This is a genomic window from Streptomyces sp. NPDC001594, assembly GCF_042893675.1.
GTDB lineage: Bacteria > Actinomycetota > Actinomycetes > Streptomycetales > Streptomycetaceae > Streptomyces.
This window is the reverse complement of sequence record NZ_JBIAVB010000004.1, coordinates 361,293-378,863: the sequence shown is the minus strand read 5'-3', so window position 1 is coordinate 378,863 and position 17,571 is coordinate 361,293. Positions and strand designations below refer to the sequence as shown.

General features: G+C 73.5%; 15 protein-coding genes. 12 read left to right on the top strand and 3 right to left on the bottom strand.

Annotation, left to right across the window (positions count from 1 at the left end):
• Positions 1-80 precede the first annotated feature (80 nt).
• From ACFY0O_RS10710 to sucD, 3 genes are all read left to right on the top strand, one after another.
• Positions 81-1,226, top strand: a complete 1,146-nt coding sequence (locus tag ACFY0O_RS10710; protein WP_388945346.1) for a VWA domain-containing protein — start codon at positions 81-83, stop codon at positions 1,224-1,226.
• Between the two features lie 265 nt (positions 1,227-1,491).
• Complete coding sequence (sucC, locus tag ACFY0O_RS10705) at positions 1,492-2,670, top strand: ADP-forming succinate--CoA ligase subunit beta (RefSeq protein WP_388945343.1); 1,179 nt, start codon at positions 1,492-1,494, stop codon at positions 2,668-2,670.
• A 21-nt stretch (positions 2,671-2,691) separates the two neighbouring features.
• Positions 2,692-3,582, top strand: a complete 891-nt coding sequence (gene sucD, locus ACFY0O_RS10700; protein ID WP_045952187.1) for a succinate--CoA ligase subunit alpha — start codon at positions 2,692-2,694, stop codon at positions 3,580-3,582.
• An 82-nt stretch (positions 3,583-3,664) separates the two neighbouring features.
• Here sucD and ACFY0O_RS10695 read toward each other — a convergent pair whose 3' ends face one another.
• On the bottom strand, positions 3,665-5,236 hold the full coding sequence (locus ACFY0O_RS10695; RefSeq protein ID WP_388945340.1) for a helix-turn-helix domain-containing protein: 1,572 nt from the start codon (positions 5,234-5,236) through the stop codon (positions 3,665-3,667).
• A 125-nt stretch (positions 5,237-5,361) separates the two neighbouring features.
• Here ACFY0O_RS10695 and ACFY0O_RS10690 point away from each other — a divergent pair, with 125 nt between their 5' ends.
• A complete protein-coding gene (locus ACFY0O_RS10690) occupies positions 5,362-6,906 on the top strand; it encodes a DUF6350 family protein (RefSeq protein ID WP_388945337.1) in 1,545 nt (514 codons plus the stop codon).
• A 325-nt stretch (positions 6,907-7,231) separates the two neighbouring features.
• Here the strand turns inward: ACFY0O_RS10690 and ACFY0O_RS10685 are convergent, their stop codons facing one another.
• On the bottom strand, positions 7,232-7,849 hold the full coding sequence (locus ACFY0O_RS10685; RefSeq protein WP_388945335.1) for a hypothetical protein: 618 nt from the start codon (positions 7,847-7,849) through the stop codon (positions 7,232-7,234).
• 249 nt (positions 7,850-8,098) lie between these two features.
• Between ACFY0O_RS10685 and purN the strand changes: the two genes are divergently transcribed.
• Both purN and purH read left to right on the top strand, forming a co-directional pair.
• Positions 8,099-8,722 carry a phosphoribosylglycinamide formyltransferase gene (gene purN, locus ACFY0O_RS10680; protein ID WP_358893518.1) on the top strand — a complete coding sequence of 208 codons (624 nt, stop codon included), beginning with the start codon at positions 8,099-8,101 and terminating at the stop codon, positions 8,720-8,722.
• A complete protein-coding gene (gene purH, locus ACFY0O_RS10675) occupies positions 8,719-10,308 on the top strand; it encodes a bifunctional phosphoribosylaminoimidazolecarboxamide formyltransferase/IMP cyclohydrolase (protein ID WP_388945332.1) in 1,590 nt (529 codons plus the stop codon). Before purN ends, purH begins: the two co-directional genes overlap by 4 nt.
• A gap of 72 nt (positions 10,309-10,380) precedes the next feature.
• Here purH and ACFY0O_RS10670 read toward each other — a convergent pair whose 3' ends face one another.
• Entirely contained in the window at positions 10,381-11,076 is a 696-nt protein-coding gene (locus ACFY0O_RS10670) for an RDD family protein (protein WP_388945329.1), read from the bottom strand.
• A 251-nt stretch (positions 11,077-11,327) separates the two neighbouring features.
• On the opposite strand from ACFY0O_RS10670, the gene ACFY0O_RS10665 reads away from it, so the two are divergent.
• From ACFY0O_RS10665 to ACFY0O_RS10640, 6 genes are all read left to right on the top strand, one after another.
• A complete protein-coding gene (locus ACFY0O_RS10665; RefSeq protein ID WP_388945326.1) occupies positions 11,328-12,188 on the top strand; it encodes a bifunctional methylenetetrahydrofolate dehydrogenase/methenyltetrahydrofolate cyclohydrolase in 861 nt (286 codons plus the stop codon).
• Positions 12,178-12,699 (top strand): DUF3017 domain-containing protein, encoded by a 522-nt coding sequence (locus ACFY0O_RS10660; protein ID WP_388945323.1) that lies wholly within the window; start codon positions 12,178-12,180, stop codon positions 12,697-12,699. Before ACFY0O_RS10665 ends, ACFY0O_RS10660 begins: the two co-directional genes overlap by 11 nt.
• Before the next feature lie 310 nt (positions 12,700-13,009).
• Positions 13,010-13,999 (top strand): malate dehydrogenase, encoded by a 990-nt coding sequence (locus tag ACFY0O_RS10655; RefSeq protein ID WP_388945320.1) that lies wholly within the window; start codon positions 13,010-13,012, stop codon positions 13,997-13,999.
• 136 nt (positions 14,000-14,135) lie between these two features.
• Entirely contained in the window at positions 14,136-15,881 is a 1,746-nt protein-coding gene (locus ACFY0O_RS10650; protein ID WP_388945317.1) for a hypothetical protein, read from the top strand.
• Complete coding sequence (locus ACFY0O_RS10645; protein ID WP_388945314.1) at positions 15,871-16,245, top strand: hypothetical protein; 375 nt, start codon at positions 15,871-15,873, stop codon at positions 16,243-16,245. Before ACFY0O_RS10650 ends, ACFY0O_RS10645 begins: the two co-directional genes overlap by 11 nt.
• A 3-nt stretch (positions 16,246-16,248) precedes the next feature.
• Positions 16,249-17,559, top strand: a complete 1,311-nt coding sequence (locus ACFY0O_RS10640) for a hypothetical protein (protein ID WP_388945312.1) — start codon at positions 16,249-16,251, stop codon at positions 17,557-17,559.
• The last annotated feature ends 12 nt before the right edge of the window (positions 17,560-17,571 follow it).

Sequence of the window (17,571 nt, the reverse complement as noted above, 5' to 3'; positions counted from 1 at the left end):
GCTCCGGAGAACGCACGAGAGGGGCTTGGCCCCGTACACGGCAACCGGTGAAAGGGGATCGGCAGATGACGGAGAGCGGCATGGGAACCGCCGGAGGCGAGCGGCTGCGGCGCTGGCGGATGGTGCTCGGCGGCGACGGCGGAGCCGACGGCACCGGGCTGGCGCTCAGCGGCCGCGACGCCGCGATGGACGCCGCACTGGCGGCGCTCTACGGCGGGGGCGGGGACGGCAAGGGACCGGGGGAGCGGTCGGCGGGGCTCGGGGGGTCCGCCCCGAGGGTGGCCCGCTGGCTCGGGGACATCCGGGCCTACTTCCCCACCCCCGTCGTGCAGGTCATGCAGCGGGACGCGATCGCGCGCCTGGGCCTGTCCACCCTCCTGCTGGAGCCGGAGATGCTGGAGGCCGTCGAGCCCGACGTGCACCTGGTCGGGACCCTGCTGTCGCTGAACAAGGCGATGCCCGACACCGCGAAGGAGACCGCTCGGGCGGTGGTCCGCAAGGTGGTCGAGCAGCTGGAGCGGCGCCTCGCGGCCCGGACCCGGGCCACCCTCTCGGGAGCCCTCGACCGCTCGGCCCGGACCAGCCGCCCCCGCCACCGGGACATCGACTGGGACCGCACCGTCCGCGCGAACCTCAAGAACTACCTCCCCGAGCACCGCACCGTCGTGCCCGAGCGGCTCGTCGGCTACGGGCGGGCCGCGCAGGCCGTGAAGAAGGAGGTGGTGCTCTGCGTCGACCAGTCCGGCTCGATGGCGGCCTCGGTCGTCTACGCCTCCGTCTTCGGCGCTGTCCTGGCCTCCATGCGGTCGATCGCCACCCGCCTGGTCGTCTTCGACACGGCGGTGGTGGACCTGACCGACCAGCTCGACGACCCCGTGGACGTCCTCTTCGGCACCCAGCTCGGCGGCGGCACGGACATCAACCGCGCCCTGGCCTACTGCCAGTCCAGGATCACCCGTCCTGCCGACACGGTCGTGGTCCTGATCAGTGATCTCTACGAGGGCGGCATACGCGACGAGATGCTGAAGCGGGTCGCCGCGATGAAGGCGGCCGGCGTGGAGTTCGTGACCCTGCTCGCGCTCTCCGACGAGGGCGCCCCCGCCTACGACCGGGAGCACGCCGCGGCCCTCGCCGCGCTGGGCGCCCCCGCCTTCGCCTGCACCCCCGACCTGTTCCCGGAGGTGATGGCGGCCGCCCTGGAGAAGCGCCCCCTGCCGGTCCCGTGACGGGCCGCCGCGAATCGGCGGATCGCACGAACCCGCAGCTCCGCGGTGAGGGGATCTGTGACAGGTATCACCGCTCAGGTGTGATCTGTGATTTAGGGTCCTACGGCCCTCGGGGATAACCTGCGAGACGGACATGCCGCGTCCACGGTCACCGTGTGCGCCTCCCCAGTGACAGCGCCGTCACGTTGCCCTCCGCGGCACGCCCACGCAGATAGCAGACAAACCGCGAATCACTGCGAATCTTTAAGACAAGGGACGGACGCGCGTGGACCTGTTCGAGTACCAGGCGAGGGACCTCTTCGCCAAGCACGGTGTACCGGTGCTGGCCGGTGAAGTGATCGACACGCCTGAGGCGGCTCGCGAGGCCACCGAGAAGCTGGGCGGCAAGTCGGTCGTCAAGGCCCAGGTGAAGGTCGGCGGCCGCGGCAAGGCCGGCGGCGTCAAGCTCGCCTCCACCCCGGACGAGGCCGTCGCCCGCGCGACGGACATCCTGGGCATGGACATCAAGGGCCACACGGTCCACAAGGTGATGATCGCCGAGACCGCTCCCGAGATCCTCGAGGAGTACTACGTCTCGTACCTGCTGGACCGCACCAACCGCACCTTCCTGGCCATGGCCTCGGTCGCGGGTGGCATGGACATCGAGCAGGTCGCCGAGGAGACCCCCGAGAAGCTCGCGAAGGTCCCGGTCAACGCCAACGAGGGCGTCACGATCGAGAAGGCCCGCGAGATCGTCGCCCTGGCGAAGTTCCCGGCCGAGGTCGCCGAGAAGGTCGCCGAGGTCCTCGTGACGCTGTGGCAGACCTTCATCGCCGAGGACGCGCTCCTCGTCGAGGTCAACCCGCTCGCCAAGGTCGCGTCCGGCGAGGTCATCGCCCTCGACGGCAAGGTCTCCCTGGACGAGAACGCCGAGTTCCGCCAGCCGGGCCACGAGGAGTTCGTGGACCACGCGGCCGCGAACCCGCTCGAGGCCGCCGCCAAGGCGAAGAACCTCAACTACGTCAAGCTCGACGGTGAGGTCGGCATCATCGGCAACGGCGCGGGTCTCGTCATGAGCACCCTCGACGTCGTCGCGTACGCCGGTGAGAACCACGGTGGCGTCAAGCCCGCCAACTTCCTCGACATCGGCGGTGGCGCCTCCGCCGCCGTCATGGCCAACGGCCTCGAGATCATCCTCGGCGACCCGGACGTCAAGTCCGTGTTCGTCAACGTCTTCGGTGGCATCACCGCGTGTGACGAGGTCGCCAACGGCATCGTCCAGGCGCTGCAGCTGCTCGAGGACCGGGGCGAGGCGGTCACCAAGCCGCTGGTCGTCCGCCTCGACGGCAACAACGCCGAGCTGGGTCGCAAGATCCTCTCGGACGCCAACCACCCGCTGGTCCAGCGCGTGGACACCATGGACGGTGCGGCCGACAAGGCCGCCGAGCTCGCGGCTGCGAAGTAAGGGCAGAGGTCACAGACTCACATGGCTATCTTCCTCAACAAGGACAGCAAGGTCATCGTCCAGGGCATGACCGGTGCCACGGGCATGAAGCACACCAAGCTGATGCTGGCTGACGGCACCAACATCGTCGGCGGCGTGAACCCGCGCAAGGCCGGCACGACCGTCGACTTCGACGGCACCGAGGTCCCGGTCTTCGGCTCGGTCGCCGAGGCGATGGAGAAGACGGGCGCCAACGTCTCCGTCCTCTTCGTCCCGCCGGCCTTCGCCAAGGCCGCGGTCGTCGAGGCCATCGACGCCGAGATCCCGCTGGCCGTCGTCATCACCGAGGGCATCGCGGTGCACGACTCCGCCGCCTTCTGGGCGTACGCGACCGCCAAGGGCAACAAGACCCGCATCATCGGCCCGAACTGCCCGGGTCTGATCACCCCCGGCCAGTCCAACGCCGGCATCATCCCGGGCGACATCACCAAGCCCGGCAAGATCGGTCTCGTGTCCAAGTCCGGCACGCTGACCTACCAGATGATGTACGAGCTGCGCGACATCGGCTTCACCTCCGCCGTCGGCATCGGTGGCGACCCGGTCATCGGCACCACGCACATCGACGCCCTGGAGGCCTTCGAGGCCGACCCGGAGACCGAGCTCATCGTCATGATCGGCGAGATCGGCGGCGACGCCGAGGAGCGTGCGGCGGACTTCATCGCGAAGAACGTCACCAAGCCGGTCGTCGGCTACGTCGCGGGCTTCACCGCCCCCGAGGGCAAGACCATGGGCCACGCCGGCGCCATCGTCTCCGGCTCTTCTGGCACCGCACAGGCCAAGAAGGAGGCCCTTGAGGCCGCCGGCGTCAAGGTCGGCAAGACGCCGACCGAGACGGCCAAGCTCGCGCGCGAGATCCTCGAAGGCGCGAAGTAAGCGGTAGCGGTAGGAGCTGTACCGCACGACGGGCGTGGCCCGCACCCTCCGGGGTGCGGGCCACGCCCCTTTTCGGCTCCGGTCACTCCGGCTTCGGGTGGATCCTGCGGGGGCCGGCGGCGGGGTGGTCGCGCAGCTTGTCCTGCAGGAAGCGGCTGGTCTCGGTCAGCCGTGGCGGGCCGCTGAGCGGCGGGACCCCGGAGACGCCGACGCCGGCCGGGACCGGTGCCACGTAGTGGTCCGGCGCGGTGACGGTGGTGTACCCGGTCGTCACGGCGATCACCGCCGTCAGCATGAGCGCGGCCCGCGCCCAGCGGCGGGCGCGGTGTTCGCTGAGCGTGCGGACGGTGGCCGCCGCCGGTGGCTCCAGTGGCACGGCGGGCCGCACCGCCCCGAGCCACGCGCGCAGCACGGCCGACCGCTCCTGCGGGGGCACGCCGGCCAGCCCGGGGAGCCGGGCGGCGAGGTCGGCGTGGGCGTGGAGCAGCCGGTTGCCGGTGGTGGGGGTGCTGGCCTCGGTCTCGGTGGCCGTGTCGGGCAGGTCGAGGCCGACGCCGTCGTAGAGCAGCACGGTCCGGCGGTGCGCGGGCGGCAGGGCCAGGAGGGCGCCCAGCAGGATGCGGTCGTTGGGGTCGGCGGGGGCCTTGTCGGGCTGGCTGGGGATGCGGTGGGCCCGGCGCAGCCGTCGCCAGGGGGAGAGCGCGTACTCGTAGGCGGCGGCGCGGACCCATCCGACGGGGTCGGGGTCGGTGGCCACCTCGGGCCACTGTGCCCAGGCCTGACGGAACGCCCGCTCCACGGACTCCTGCGCGAGGGTGCGACGGCCCGTCAGCAGGTAGACCTGCCGGACGAGGGCGGGCGCGGAGTAGGCGTAGAGCGCGTCGAACGCCTCGGCGGGCCGCACGGGACGCGTGGGTCGCGCGGGTGCGGCGGGCGGGGCGGGGGCGGCGGCGTACGCGGCCTCGCCGGCCGGGGCCGCCGCCTCCGGCGCGGTGTCCGGTGCGGAGCCCGCCGGGGCGTGGCTGGGCGGTGTGGTGGCCGGTGGGGTGTGGCTCGGGGTGTGGCCGGGTGTGGGGGCCGGTGTGTCCGCTCGGGTGTGAGCCGGTGGTGCGGCTTCCGAGATGTGGCCCGCCGGGGTGACGGCCGGTGTGGCGTTCGGCGTCGTGGTGTGGCCCGTCGGGGTGTGGTCCGGCAGGGCGGGGGCCGGTGCCGGGTCGTCCGGGGCCGCCCAGGCTGGGGTGTGGGCGGGGTGCGGGGCGAAGGCCGGTCCGGGGGGCTCCGAGACGGCGTCGGCGCGGGTGTGGGCCGACGAGGACGGGGGTGGTGCCGCGTTCCCCGCGGTGTCGCACGGCCCCGCCGGGACCGGGGGGGAGGGGGGCTTCGGGGGGCGTTTCGTGGCGCGGGCCGGGCGGGTGTGCGGGTGGTCCGCGCTCGCGCGCGCGAGGCGGTTCAGGAGGGCCGCGTACGCGGCGCGCGTGCGCGCCCCCGGCTCGGTGCGGCCCCTCTCCCACGAGCGGACCGTGCCGGGGGTGACCCCGAGCTCCGTCGCGACCTGTTCGTGCGTCAGTTCGCCCGACTCGCGCAGCCGGCGCCGCTCCTTGGGGGGCGGCAGGCCCCGCTCCGAGCCGGAGCCCGTCTCGACGTCTGGCGTCATGTCACACTCCCCGCGACCTGGCAGCACAGCACTGGGCGATAAAGTACATAAACGTATATTGGGCGACACAACGGACAATCGCCTGTTACCCACCCATAGCGCGTGTCGTTGGCACCATGGCGGGTGTGACCCAAGTGATCGAACGCGGGGCCCCGTTGCCGGCGGCCCCGCAGGCCCGGGCGCCGCGCCGCTCACCCGCGGCGGCCGCCTGCGTGTTGGGCGGCGCCGTGGCCGCCGGACTGGGGCTCGGCTTCCTGGCCGTGCTCGTGATCGTGCTGTGGATCAGCTCCCCCTATCCCGACAGCGGCCCCGGCGGGGCACTGCACCTCGCCGCCGGCCTGTGGCTGATGGCCCACGGGACCGAACTCGTCCGCTACGACACCCTGTCCGGGGTGCCCGCGCCCGTCGGGGTGACCCCGCTGCTCCTGGTGGCGCTGCCCGTGCTGCTGATGCGGCGGGCGGCCCGGCTGGGCAGCGCCTCCGGGGTCGGTGTGGGCGTCGGTGTCGGGGCGGAGGCGGAGGCCGAGGAGGTGCTGCCGGCGGGTGCGGTGTTCTCCGCCGTGCTCTGCGGCTACCTGGCGGTGGGCGCGCTGGCCACGCTGTACGCGGCGGGCGGCCCGATGCCGGCCGACCCGATCAGCGCCGCCTGGCACCTTCCGCTGGTGGCGGTGGCCGCCGCGGGCGCCGGGGTGTGGGCGGTGAAGGGGCGGCCGGAGGGGCCCCTGCCGGGCTGGGTCCCGGGTGCCGTGCGCAGGGCGGTGGCCCGGCCGCGGTACGCGCTGGCGCTGCGGTCGGGGGTGGCGGGGGTGCTCGTCCTGCTGGGCGGTGGCACGGTGCTGGTCGGGGTGTCGCTGGTGTGGCACGCGGGGGAGGTGCAGTCCTCGTTCCTGACGCTGACCGGGGTGTGGTCGGGGCGGTTCGCGGTGCTGCTGCTGGCGGTGACGCTGGTGCCGAACGCGGTGGTGTGGGGCGCGGCGTACGGGCTGGGGCCCGGGTTCGCGGTGGGGACCGGGGCGACGGCCACGCCGCTGGGCTTCGAGGGGGCGGCGGCGCTGCCGAGGTTCCCGCTGCTGGCGGCGCTCCCGCCGGAGGGGCCGGGGTCGCCGCTGACGTGGGCGGCGGCCGGGGTGCCGGTGGCGGCGGGGCTGGTGGTGGGGTGGCTCGCGGTGCGGCGGGCGCGGGAGGTCTCGTACGGGGAGACCGCGCTGACGGCGGCGTTGGGGGCGGTGGTGTGCGGGCTGGCGACGGCCGGGCTGGCGGCGGCGTCGGCGGGCTCCCTGGGGACGCGGGCGCTGGCGGCGTTCGGGCCGGTGTGGTGGCAGGCGGGGGCCGCGGCGGCGGGGTGGGTGCTGGTGCTGGCGGTGCCGGTGGCGGTGGGGGTGCACGGGGTACGGAACCGGCCGGTCGGTTCCGCCGGTGGGGGTGGGGACGCGTGGCACGACTCGGGGGTGCGGGAGTTGAGGTGGGCGGTGCTGAGGGAGGCGGCCCAGCCGCTGGTCGCTCCGCTGGCCGAGGCTCCCGTTCCGCCTGTTCCGGCGGCTGCGCCGGCCGAGGCGCCGGCTGCGCCGGCTGAGGGGGCGTCGGGGGGTCAGGGTGGTTCGGAGGCGGGGCCGTTGGTGCCGGGGGTGGTTGGGGCGCGGGTGCTGGCGCGGCGGCGTCCCGAAGCCTGAGGGGGCCGCTGCGCGGAGCCGGTCTCCCCGCCCCGCCCTTCGCCCGTTCCCCGGGGCTCCGCCCCGGCCCCCCTGGGGGCCGCCCCCAGCCCCCCGCGCCTCAAACGCCGGCGGGGCTGGATTTTGGCGCGCCTGGTCCCTTGCCTGCGGGGACCACCCGCGACATCGCCCGCGCGGCTGGATTTCGCGCAGCGAAATTCAAGCCCGCGCGGCGATTGAGCGCACCGGGCGCGGAGCGCGCGGTATCGGGGTCAGGGGCGGAGCCCCTGGGAACGGGGGAAGGGCGGGGCGGGGAGTTCGGCCCGCGCAGCGGTGACGGGGAAGGTCAGCGTTGGACCTTCAGGACGTTGCCGATCACGTTGTCCGGGAGGAGCGTGTTGCACTGGAGCTCCGCCGTCTGCGTGAGCGCGTCGTCGCGGCAGACGTAGAAGTCCTTGTAGGCCAGCTGCAGCCCGTACGAGGTGCCCGCCAGGAGCAGGGCCAGCGTCGCCGACACCAGGCCGCTGACCGCCGCCGCCCGCTGCGGCCGGGCCGCCGGGCCGAGGGCGGAGAGGCCGCCCGGCCGGGCCGGGGTGCCCGTCGTGGGGTCGGCCGGGGTCGCGGGGCGGCCCCGCAGCGCGCTGATCCCCCAGTACAGCGCGAGGGCGCCCAGCAGCAGACCCACCGAGGGGATCCCGAAGATCCCGAAGAAGAACCCCCACATGCCCGCGAGCATCGCGTACCGCGCCCGCCGCTGGACCGGGTCCATCGGGTCCCAGCGGGCCGGCCCGCCGGGCTCCTGGCCGTCGCCGGGGTTGGGACCGGTCGGGCCGCCGTCGCCGCCGCCGCCGTCGCGCGGGCGCTGCGGCTGCCGGGGCTGCCACGGCTGGTCGGGCCGGCCCTCCGGGGGCGCCGCGAAGGGGTTGTCGTCGGTGGAGGGGTCGGGCTGACGGCGGTCCGGCATCTAGTGGCTTACTTCCCCTGTGGCGTGGACGGAGTCGTGGACGTCGTGGACCCGGCGTGCGCCGGGTCGTGCGGCGTGTACGCCAGACGCTACCGCCCGCCCGTCCCCCCGTCCCTCGGGGGCGGTCCCGTGTGCCGGTATCGTTGCGTGCGGTCGGTGGCTTCGTATGGTTCCCCGTATATCGGTACCCCGAAGTTTCGTATGACCACACAAGACCAACGTCGCAAATCCTGTGAGAAAGGGCCTCCCATGGCCGCCTCCCGCCTGGTCGTGCTGGTTTCCGGCTCCGGCACCAACCTCCAGGCCCTGCTCGACGCCATCGACGCCCACCCCGGCGGAGCCGAGGGTTTCGGTGCCGAGGTCGTCGCCGTCGGGGCCGACCGCGAGAACATCGCCGGTCTGGAGCGGGCCGAGAAGGCCGGGATCCCGACCTTCGTGTGCCCGGTCAAGGCCTATGGGAGCCGTGAGGAGTGGGACGCCGCCCTCACCGAGGCCACCGACGCGTACGCGCCGGACCTCGTGGTCTCCGCGGGATTCATGAAGATCGTCGGCAAGAACTTCATCGACCGCTTCGGCGGCCGGTTCATCAACACCCACCCCGCCCTCCTCCCGGCCTTCCCCGGCGCGCACGGGGTGCGGGACGCCCTCGCGTACGGGGCGAAGGTCACCGGCTGCACGGTCCACTTCGTGGACAGCGGCGTGGACACCGGTCCGATCATCGCCCAGGGTGTCGTGGAGATCGGGGACGGGGAGGACGAAGCCGCGCTCCATGAGCGCATCAAGGAAGTCGAGCGCCAGCTGCTCGTCGACGTCGTGGGGCGCCTGGCCCGGCACGGCTACCGCATTGAGGGACGAAAGGTAACAATCCAGTGACCGCCAACGAAACGACGACGGCTGCGACCCAGCGGCCGATCCGCCGTGCGCTCGTCAGTGTCTACGACAAGACGGGACTGGAAGACCTGGCCCGCGGCCTGCACGAGGCGGGCGTCGCGCTCGTCTCGACCGGCTCCACCGCCTCGAAGATCGCCGCGGCCGGTGTGCCCGTCACCAAGGTCGAGGAGCTGACCGGCTTCCCCGAGTGCCTCGACGGCCGGGTCAAGACCCTCCACCCGCGCGTGCACGCCGGCATCCTCGCCGACCTGCGCCTGGAGGACCACCGCAACCAGCTCGCCGAGCTGGGCGTGGAGCCGTTCGACCTGGTGATCGTCAACCTCTACCCCTTCCGGGAGACCGTCGCCTCCGGCGCCACCCCGGACGAGTGCGTCGAGCAGATCGACATCGGCGGCCCGTCGATGGTCCGCGCCGCCGCCAAGAACCACCCCTCGGTCGCGGTCGTCACCAGCCCGGCCCGCTACGCCGACGTCCTCGCGGCCGCCCAGGGCGGCGGTTTCGACCTGACGGCCCGCAAGCGGCTCGCCGCCGAGGCCTTCCAGCACACCGCCGCGTACGACGTGGCCGTGGCGTCCTGGTTCACGAACGCGTACGCCCCGGAGGCGGAGGCCGAGGAGGGCGCGCTGCCCGAGTTCCTGGCCGGCGCGTGGGAGCGCAAGTCGACCCTGCGTTACGGCGAGAACCCGCACCAGGCCGCCGCGCTCTACACCGACGGCCAGCCGGGCGGGCTCGCCAACGCCGAGCAGCTGCACGGCAAGGAGATGTCCTTCAACAACTACGTGGACACCGAGGCCGCCCGCCGGGCCGCCTACGACCACGAGGGCCCCTGCGTCGCGATCATCAAGCACGCCAACCCGTGCGGCATCGCCGTCGGCGCGGACGTCGCCGAGGCGCACCGCAAGGCGCACGCCTGCGACCCGCTGTCGGCGTTCGGCGGCGTCATCGCCGTCAACCGCCCGGTGACCGTCGAGCTCGCCGAGCAGGTCGCGGAGATCTTCACCGAGGTCATCGCCGCCCCGGCGTACGAGGACGGCGCGGTCGAGATCCTCGCCAAGAAGAAGAACATCCGCGTCCTGAAGGTGGACGGCACCCCGCACCAGCCGGGCGACCTCAAGCCCATCAGCGGCGGCGTGCTGCTCCAGCACAGCGACGTCTTCCAGGCCGAGGGCGACGACCCGGCGAACTGGACCCTGGCCACCGGCGACGCCCTGTCCGCCGAGGAGCTCGCCGAGCTCGCCTTCGCGTGGAGGGCCTGCCGCGCCGTCAAGTCCAACGCGATCCTGCTGGCCAAGGACGGCGCCTCGGTCGGCGTCGGCATGGGCCAGGTCAACCGGGTCGACTCCGCGAAGCTGGCCGTCGAGCGGGCGGGCGCGGAGCGCGCGCGGGGCTCGTACGCGGCGTCCGACGCGTTCTTCCCCTTCCCGGACGGGCTGGAGATCCTGACCGCCGCGGGCATCAAGGCCGTCGTCCAGCCGGGCGGGTCGGTCCGTGACGAGCTGGTCGTCGAGGCCGCGAAGAAGGCGGGCGTGACCATGTACTTCACCGGTACGCGCCACTTCTTCCACTGAGACACGGGCACTGACACGGCGAAGGCCGCCACCCGCACCAGCGGGTGGCGGCCTTCGCCGTACGGAACGCCCCTAGCGCTTCTTGATGACCAGGGTGTTGGCGGCCTTGTCGTGCCAGCCGCGGAGCTGCCCGGTGTTGTCGAAGAACGGGGAGATCACGATGAGGACGTAGCCGAGGCCGCAGGTGATGTAGCCCAGGCCGATCGGGAAGCCCCAGCGGACCAGCGCCGGGCCGAAGCTGGGCTTCTGGCCGGTGCGCGAGTTGACGATCCGCATGCCGAGGATCATCTTGCCGGGGGTGGTGCCCATCGCGCTCACGAAGATGACGTCGTAGAAGATGAACGTCAGCGCGGAGACGAGCAGGGACGCGACGAGCGAACCGAGGGCGAGGCCGCCGGCCGCGCTGTCGCTGCTGCTGCTGGAGCCGGCGAACGCGGCGCCGAAGATGATGACGTTGAGGATGATCACCACGATGTACGCGAAGATCATGTCCAGCAGGCGGGCGCCGAACCGGGCGCCGTAGGTGCCGACCTCGACCGGACCCAGACCGGGGACGTTGGCGAAGCCCTCAGGCACCGGGGCGCCGGGCTGGCCCGGGTACTGGCCGGGGATGCCGTACGGCTGCTGCGGCGGCTGCTGCGGGTAGCCGTAGCCGGCCTGCGGCGGGACGCCCTGCGGGGCCTGCTGCGGGTAGCCGTAACCGGGCTGGCCCTGCGGCGGCTGCTGAGGCTGCTGCCCGTAGGGGTTGTTCGGGTCGCCGAAGCTCATCTGGGTGTTTCCTCCGTGAAGTGCGGGGACGCACGGCACGCTGGAGGACACTTGCTTCTGCGGTACGCCCCCCGGCACTGCCCGCGGCACTCATTCGATCGTCTTGCTGCCCGTCATCGTGGTGGGATCGCGGTGGCCTTGTCCAGTTGGTTGCGAAGCCGGGCCAGACTTGTTGTGCAAGTGCAATGAAGAGCGTGCTCCGGCCTCCGCCCGAGTGGAAGCCGGGCCGTCCCATCCGGAAGGATGCACTCATGAGCGCCCAGATTCTCGACGGCAAGGCCACCGCGGCCGCGATCAAATCCGAACTGACCGCCCGGGTGGCGGCGCTGAAGGAGCGGGGCGTCACCCCCGGCCTCGGCACCCTGCTCGTCGGCGACGACCCGGGCAGCCGCTGGTACGTCAACGGCAAGCACAAGGACTGCGCGGAGGTCGGCATCACCTCCATCCGCCGCGAACTCCCCGCCACCGCCTCCCAGGAGGAGATCGAGGCGGTCGTGCGCGAGCTGAACGAGGACCCGGCCTGCACCGGCTACATCGTCCAACTGCCGCTCCCCAAGGGCATCGACACCAACCGCGTGCTGGAGCTGATGGATCCGGCCAAGGACGCCGACGGGCTGCACCCGACCTCGCTCGGCCGCCTGGTGCTCGGCGTGCAGGGCCCGCTGCCCTGCACGCCGTACGGGATCGTCGAACTCCTGCGCCACCACGGCGTCGAGATCAACGGTGCGCACGTGGTCGTCCTGGGCCGGGGCATCACCGTGGGGCGCTCCATCGGGCTGCTGCTCACCCGCAAGTCCGAGAACGCCACCGTGACCCTGTGCCACACCGGCACCCGCGACCTGGCCGGGCTGCTGCGCCAGGCGGACATCGTCGTCGCGGCGGCGGGCGTCCCGCACCTGGTGAAGCCGGAGGACGTCAAGCCGGGCGCGGCCGTCCTGGACGTCGGCGTGAGCCGGGACGAGAACGGCAAGATCGTCGGTGACGTCCACCCGGGCGTCGCCGAGGTGGCGGGCTGGATCTCCCCGAACCCGGGCGGTGTCGGCCCGATGACCCGGGCGCAGCTGCTGGTGAACGTGGTCGAGGCGGCGGAGCGGGCCGGCAGTGCGGGCTGAGCACGACACGGACGGCACCGGCAGCGCGGACGGCACCGGTTCCGGCGCCCCGGGTGAGGAGGCGGCCACCCCCGCCACGCCGGCCACTTCCGGCGCCGCGGCGGCCGCCCCCGCACGGCCGGTGGCCAGGTCCCGGCGGTTCCCCTCCGTCACCCAGGACACCGCCCGCCCCGAGGGCGCCGGCCGGGCCATCCCCGGTGCCGTGTCCACGCCCGCCCGCCAGTGGCCGATGCTCAGCGTCCTCGGCGCCACCGCCGTCGGACTGCTGACCACGGCGTTCGGCCACCCCCGCATCGGCTGCCTCGTCATCGGCGTCGCCCTGATCGCGGCCTCGGTCCTGCGGCGCGCCCTGCCCTCGGTGGGCATGCTCGCGGTGCGCTCCCGGTTCACCGACATGGTCACGTACGGGGTGCTGGGCGTGGCCATCACCCTGCTGGCGCTGGTGGTGGAGCCGAAGGCGCCGCTGCACCTGCCGTTCCTGGAGACCGCGGTCCGCTTCACCGTCCGCTGACGGGACGTCCGCCGCGCCGCCGGGACGCCCCGCGGCGCGGCGCGCCCGGCCCCTCGAAGGGGCCTGGAAAGGGCGGTCCGCCCGCCTGGAGTACAGGTCGTGCACGCGTCCGCGCCTTCGAACCCGGGGGTCGTGTGCCGTGGACCACAGGGTCCGGGGGGTTCGGGACCCCTCCGGTCGGATAGCCTGACGGGCGGATGTCTCTTCACGTCAAGATTCGCAGGACAGGGAAGCGGCGTCCTCCCCAGTACTTGGGACCCAGCACACGGGGCGGGGACGCCCCACCGCCAGCTGTCTAACGGAGAAGGCCATGACCCGCACTCCCGTGAATGTCACCGTCACCGGCGCTGCCGGCCAGATCGGTTACGCCCTGCTCTTCCGCATCGCCTCCGGCCACCTGCTCGGCGCGGACGTGCCGGTCAAGCTCCGCCTCCTGGAGATCCCGCAGGGCATGAAGGCCGCCGAGGGCACCGCCATGGAGCTCGACGACTGCGCCTTCCCGCTGCTCAAGGGCATCGACATCTTCGACGACCCGAACCAGGGCTTCGACGGCGCCAACGTCGCCCTCCTCGTGGGCGCCCGCCCGCGCACCAAGGGCATGGAGCGCGGTGACCTGCTCTCCGCCAACGGCGGCATCTTCAAGCCGCAGGGCGCCGCGATCAACGCGCACGCCGCGGACGACATCAAGGTCCTGGTCGTGGGCAACCCGGCCAACACCAACGCCCTCATCGCGCAGGCCGCCGCCCCGGACGTCCCGGCCGAGCGCTTCACCGCGATGACCCGCCTGGACCACAACCGCGCCCTCTCGCAGCTCGCGCAGCGCACCGGCGCCGACCTCACCGACATCAAGCGCCTCACCATCTGGGGCAACCACTCGGCGACCCAGTACCCGGACATCTTCCACGCGGAGATCGCCGGCAAGAACGCCGCCGAGGTCGTCAACGACGAGCAGTGGCTGGCCGACACCTTCATCCCGACCGTCGCCAAGCGCGGCGCCGCGATCATCGACGCCCGTGGCGCGTCCTCGGCCGCCTCCGCCGCCAACGCCGCCATCGACCACGTCCACACGTGGGTCAACGGCACCGCCGCCGGCGACTGGACCTCCATGGGCATCCCGTCGGACGGCTCCTACGGCGTCCCGGAGGGCCTGATCTCCTCCTTCCCCGTCACCTGCAAGGACGGCAAGTACGAGATCGTCCAGGGCCTGGACATCAACGAGTTCTCCCGCAAGCGCATCGACGCGTCCGTGGCGGAGCTCGTCGAGGAGCGCGACGCGGTCCGCGAGCTCGGCCTGATCTGATCCGTCCGCGCTGATCAGGGGGTTCACTCCCTCGCCTGATCATTGCGAACACCCTTGCGCCCCGGTCAAACGCGACCGGGGCGCTTTGGCGTGAATTGGCCTATCGGTTCATGTAGGGGGCAAATAAGGTCGCCCGGTGACCGACCACCTGATTCCCCCTCAGTCCGGCGGCAGCACCCCGGCGGACCCGCGCAACGGCCGCCCACCGGTCCACCCCTCCCTGAGCGAGGCGGGCCGCCTGCTCTGTGCGGGGACCTACCTCGACGGCTCGTACCGCGACCGGGTGATCGACGAGCTGTACGTCCACGAGGAGCGGATCGCCGCCCCCTCGTACGGATTCGACGCCACCCGTGTCCTGGCCCACGCCCTGCGCGCCCGACGCGTCGAGCTCGCCTGGGCCGCCGGGATCGTCGGTGCCTGGTTCGTCGGCGGGCTGCTGACCAGCGGAATGCTCACCGCGCTGCTCTTCCCCTTCCTCCTGCTGAACCTCGCCGACTGGCTCCGGCGCCGGCAGAGCGTGGGGCTGCGGATCCTGTCCGTCGTGGTCAGGGGGTATGCCTGGCTGACGTTCGCCTTCATCCTCTTCCTCTTCTGGGCGATCCTGACCGACGGCACGAGCAGCATCTTCAGCTCCCTCTTCGCCGACTCCTCCAGCGGGTACGGGGGATACGGCGGGTACGGGTCGCGCGGCTACGGCGGCTCCGACGACACCGTGCCCCTGACCCTGTGGCTGACCCCGCTCGTCTTCGCGGCCATCGTCGCCCTCGTGGCCCTCCAGCGCGGCTACGGCGCCCGGATCGTCGCGCGTGACCTCGACCCGCGCCGGTACGCCGACCTGTCCGCCGACCCCGTCACCCAGAGCCCCCGCTTCACCCGGGTCCGCGAACGGATCCGCGGCGAACAGCACTCGGCGCTGATCATGTACGACATCAACGGACCCTTCACCGGGGCGGGAGAGGCGTACCGCCCCTGGCAGCTCTCCGTCGAACTGCGCCCCCGCGACGACCTCGGCCCCGACCGCAAGCCGCAGCCCGTCTCCAACGCCGACATCGTGGCGCGCATCGTGCCCCTGCTCCAGGACCTGCGCGTGCCGTCCCCGCACGGCTCGGCGCAGGCGCAGGCCGACGTGCTGGACCGGCTGCGCGAGCTGGTCGTCGACGAGTGCGTGTTCCTGCCGGCCGCGGGCCTGCCGCACCGGGACCGGGCCCGGCAGGCGCGCGAGCAGTTCGGCACGCACCGCCGCGGAGCCGTCGAGGAGGGCGGGGAGGCCCGCAGGTACTTCCTGCGCGTCCGGGTCGGCGGCTGGGACGAGAACCTCGTCGTGACCGTGTTCGTACGGGTCCACACCCAGGGCGGGATGCTGATGCTGGAGGTGGCACCGCACGTGCTGCTGCCCGTACGGACCGACTTCCAGAAGGCCGACGCGGACGCCCAGCGCTTCCTCAACAACACCTGGTTCGGCAAGGCGGTCGCGGCGCTCGCCGCCACCCCCGGGTCGTTCTGGGGCGCCGTGGCGAGCCTGTTCCGGGGACTGGCCACCTGGTGGCGGATCGTCACGGGCGGCCACGGCGGGGCCCGGCCGGACGGGCCGCAGCTGTCGGTGCGCGAGCTCGGCGCGATGGACGACGGCTCCCTCTTCCACCTCATGGACCTCGACCGGTACCTGAAGACCATCCAGGACCGGGTCGTCGGCGGAGTGACCGTCGCCCTGCACGAAGCGGGCTGGCACACCGCGGAGTTCGCCCAGCGCGCCATCCACGTGGCCGAGGGGGCTACGTTCATCCAGTCGGTGAGCAACAGCGCGTTCAGCGTCGGCGGCACCGGCCACCACAACACCGCCGGGGGCGGTACGAGCGGCAAGGGGAGCAGCGGTGGGAAGTAACGGCGACGACGAACGCCCGGTCCACATCGGCAGCATCAGCAACACCGCCTTCAGCATCGGCGGCAGCAACAACACCAACACCGTCCACAACGGCGCCCCGGACGACCGGCCGCCCACCCCCGAGGAACTGCTGCGGGCCGTCCACGACCTGCGCGTCGAGCTGGTGCGGGTGCCGCGCAGCAGCGGGCGCGGGGAGCTCGACGCGGAACTGGAGGACGCGGCCGCCGAGCTGGAAGGGGCGGGGGAGATCCGCCCGGGCGTGGCCGGCCGGCTGCGCGCGGCGCTGGAACGGTGGGCCCCGTTGGTGGAGACGGTGAGCGCGGCCACGGCACTGGCCGGGCTGCTCGGCTCGCTGGGAGGCTGAACGGTGTCCTCGCCCGACGACACCTGGTGGAACCCGCGCACCCAGCGCTGGGAACCGGGCCCGCAGCCGTCCGACCCCGCCGAGCCGGAGTACGCCGCCCAGCCGCAGCCGATGGCCGCGCCGCAGCACCCGGCCCTCCCGGAGCCCGCGGCCGGTACGGAGCACCCGGCGGCGCCGCCCGCCCCGCCCGCAGCCGACTCCGACGCCCCGTCCACGCCGGAGCCCCCGGCCGGTACGGGCTACCCGGCTGCGCCGGAGCCCCCGGCCGGTACGGAGCACCCGACCCGGCCCGGCCACCCGGCCGGTCCGGGCCAGCCGGCCGCGCCGCAGCACCCTGCCGGGCCGGAGTACCCGGGCGCGCCCCAGTACCTGGTCGGCCCGCGGTACCCGGCCGCGCCGGCGCATCCCGCCCAGCCGGAGCACTCCGCCCCGCCCGGGGCCGAGGACGTCACGCGGGTCGCCGGTGGCGGGCAGGGGGCCGGCCCCGCGTGGTACGAGCAGCCCGCCCGGCAGGGGTGGCACCCGGGCCCCGGGAACCCGGCCCAGGGGCTCCCGCCGCTGCCGCCGCGGGCCGCGCCCGGGTACGAGGCGTGGCCGCCGCTGCCGCCAGTGCCCCCGCCCCCGCACCAGGAGCCCGGCCAGGGCCGGCCATGGCGGATGCCGCTGCTGGTCGGGGTGGTGGCGGCCGTCGTCGGTGGAGCCTCCGTCGCGGCGTGGATGCTGCTCGGCGACAAGACCGCCCCGCCCTCGGACGCCCGCCCGCCGACCCCCTCGGCGTCCTCCCCCGTCACCCCGGGACCCGGCACGCCCTCCACGGGCGCCCCGTCGTCCGGCAGCCCGACCCCGAGCGGCTCCCCGAGCCCCTCCACGCGCCCCGGCTTCACGCTCGCGCACGACGCGGACGGCTTCTCGGTCGCCGTCCCCACCGGGTGGGGGCCCAGCCGCGACGAACAGGGCGGCGGGGCCTTCTACCGGCCGCCCGGCGGCGACCGCAGCGCCCTGCTCCAGATCTTCCGGATCAGCGAGCCCGCCTCCACCGGCTCCTGCGAGCTGCTGCGGATGTCCTCCGCGCGCCTCGGCGACAACACCCCGGCCTACCAGCAGGTGTCCGTCACCCCCGTGGACGGCACCGGCTGCGAGCTGGTCTACGAGTACGACAGCGCCGAGTCCCACGGCCGCCGCCGCGGCATGGAGCGCATCGTCACCACCCCGGACGGCAACCGCTGGGCCCTGCTCGCGGCCGGCCCGGCCACCGACGCCACGACGACCAGGGCCAACCTGACGGCGGCCCTGGACTCCTTCCGGCCGGACTGAGCGCCCGCCCGG

Coding starts and splice junctions, on each gene's coding strand:
- ACFY0O_RS10710 (WP_388945346.1), top strand. CDS start 81: ATGGGAACCGCCGGAGGCGAGCGGCTGCGGCGCTGGCGGATGGTGCTC.
- sucD (WP_045952187.1), top strand. CDS start 2,692: ATGGCTATCTTCCTCAACAAGGACAGCAAGGTCATCGTCCAGGGCATG.
- ACFY0O_RS10695 (WP_388945340.1), bottom strand. CDS start 5,236: ATGACGCCAGACGTCGAGACGGGCTCCGGCTCGGAGCGGGGCCTGCCG.
- ACFY0O_RS10685 (WP_388945335.1), bottom strand. CDS start 7,849: ATGCCGGACCGCCGTCAGCCCGACCCCTCCACCGACGACAACCCCTTC.
- purN (WP_358893518.1), top strand. CDS start 8,099: ATGGCCGCCTCCCGCCTGGTCGTGCTGGTTTCCGGCTCCGGCACCAAC.
- ACFY0O_RS10670 (WP_388945329.1), bottom strand. CDS start 11,076: ATGAGCTTCGGCGACCCGAACAACCCCTACGGGCAGCAGCCTCAGCAG.
- ACFY0O_RS10665 (WP_388945326.1), top strand. CDS start 11,328: ATGAGCGCCCAGATTCTCGACGGCAAGGCCACCGCGGCCGCGATCAAA.
- ACFY0O_RS10655 (WP_388945320.1), top strand. CDS start 13,010: ATGACCCGCACTCCCGTGAATGTCACCGTCACCGGCGCTGCCGGCCAG.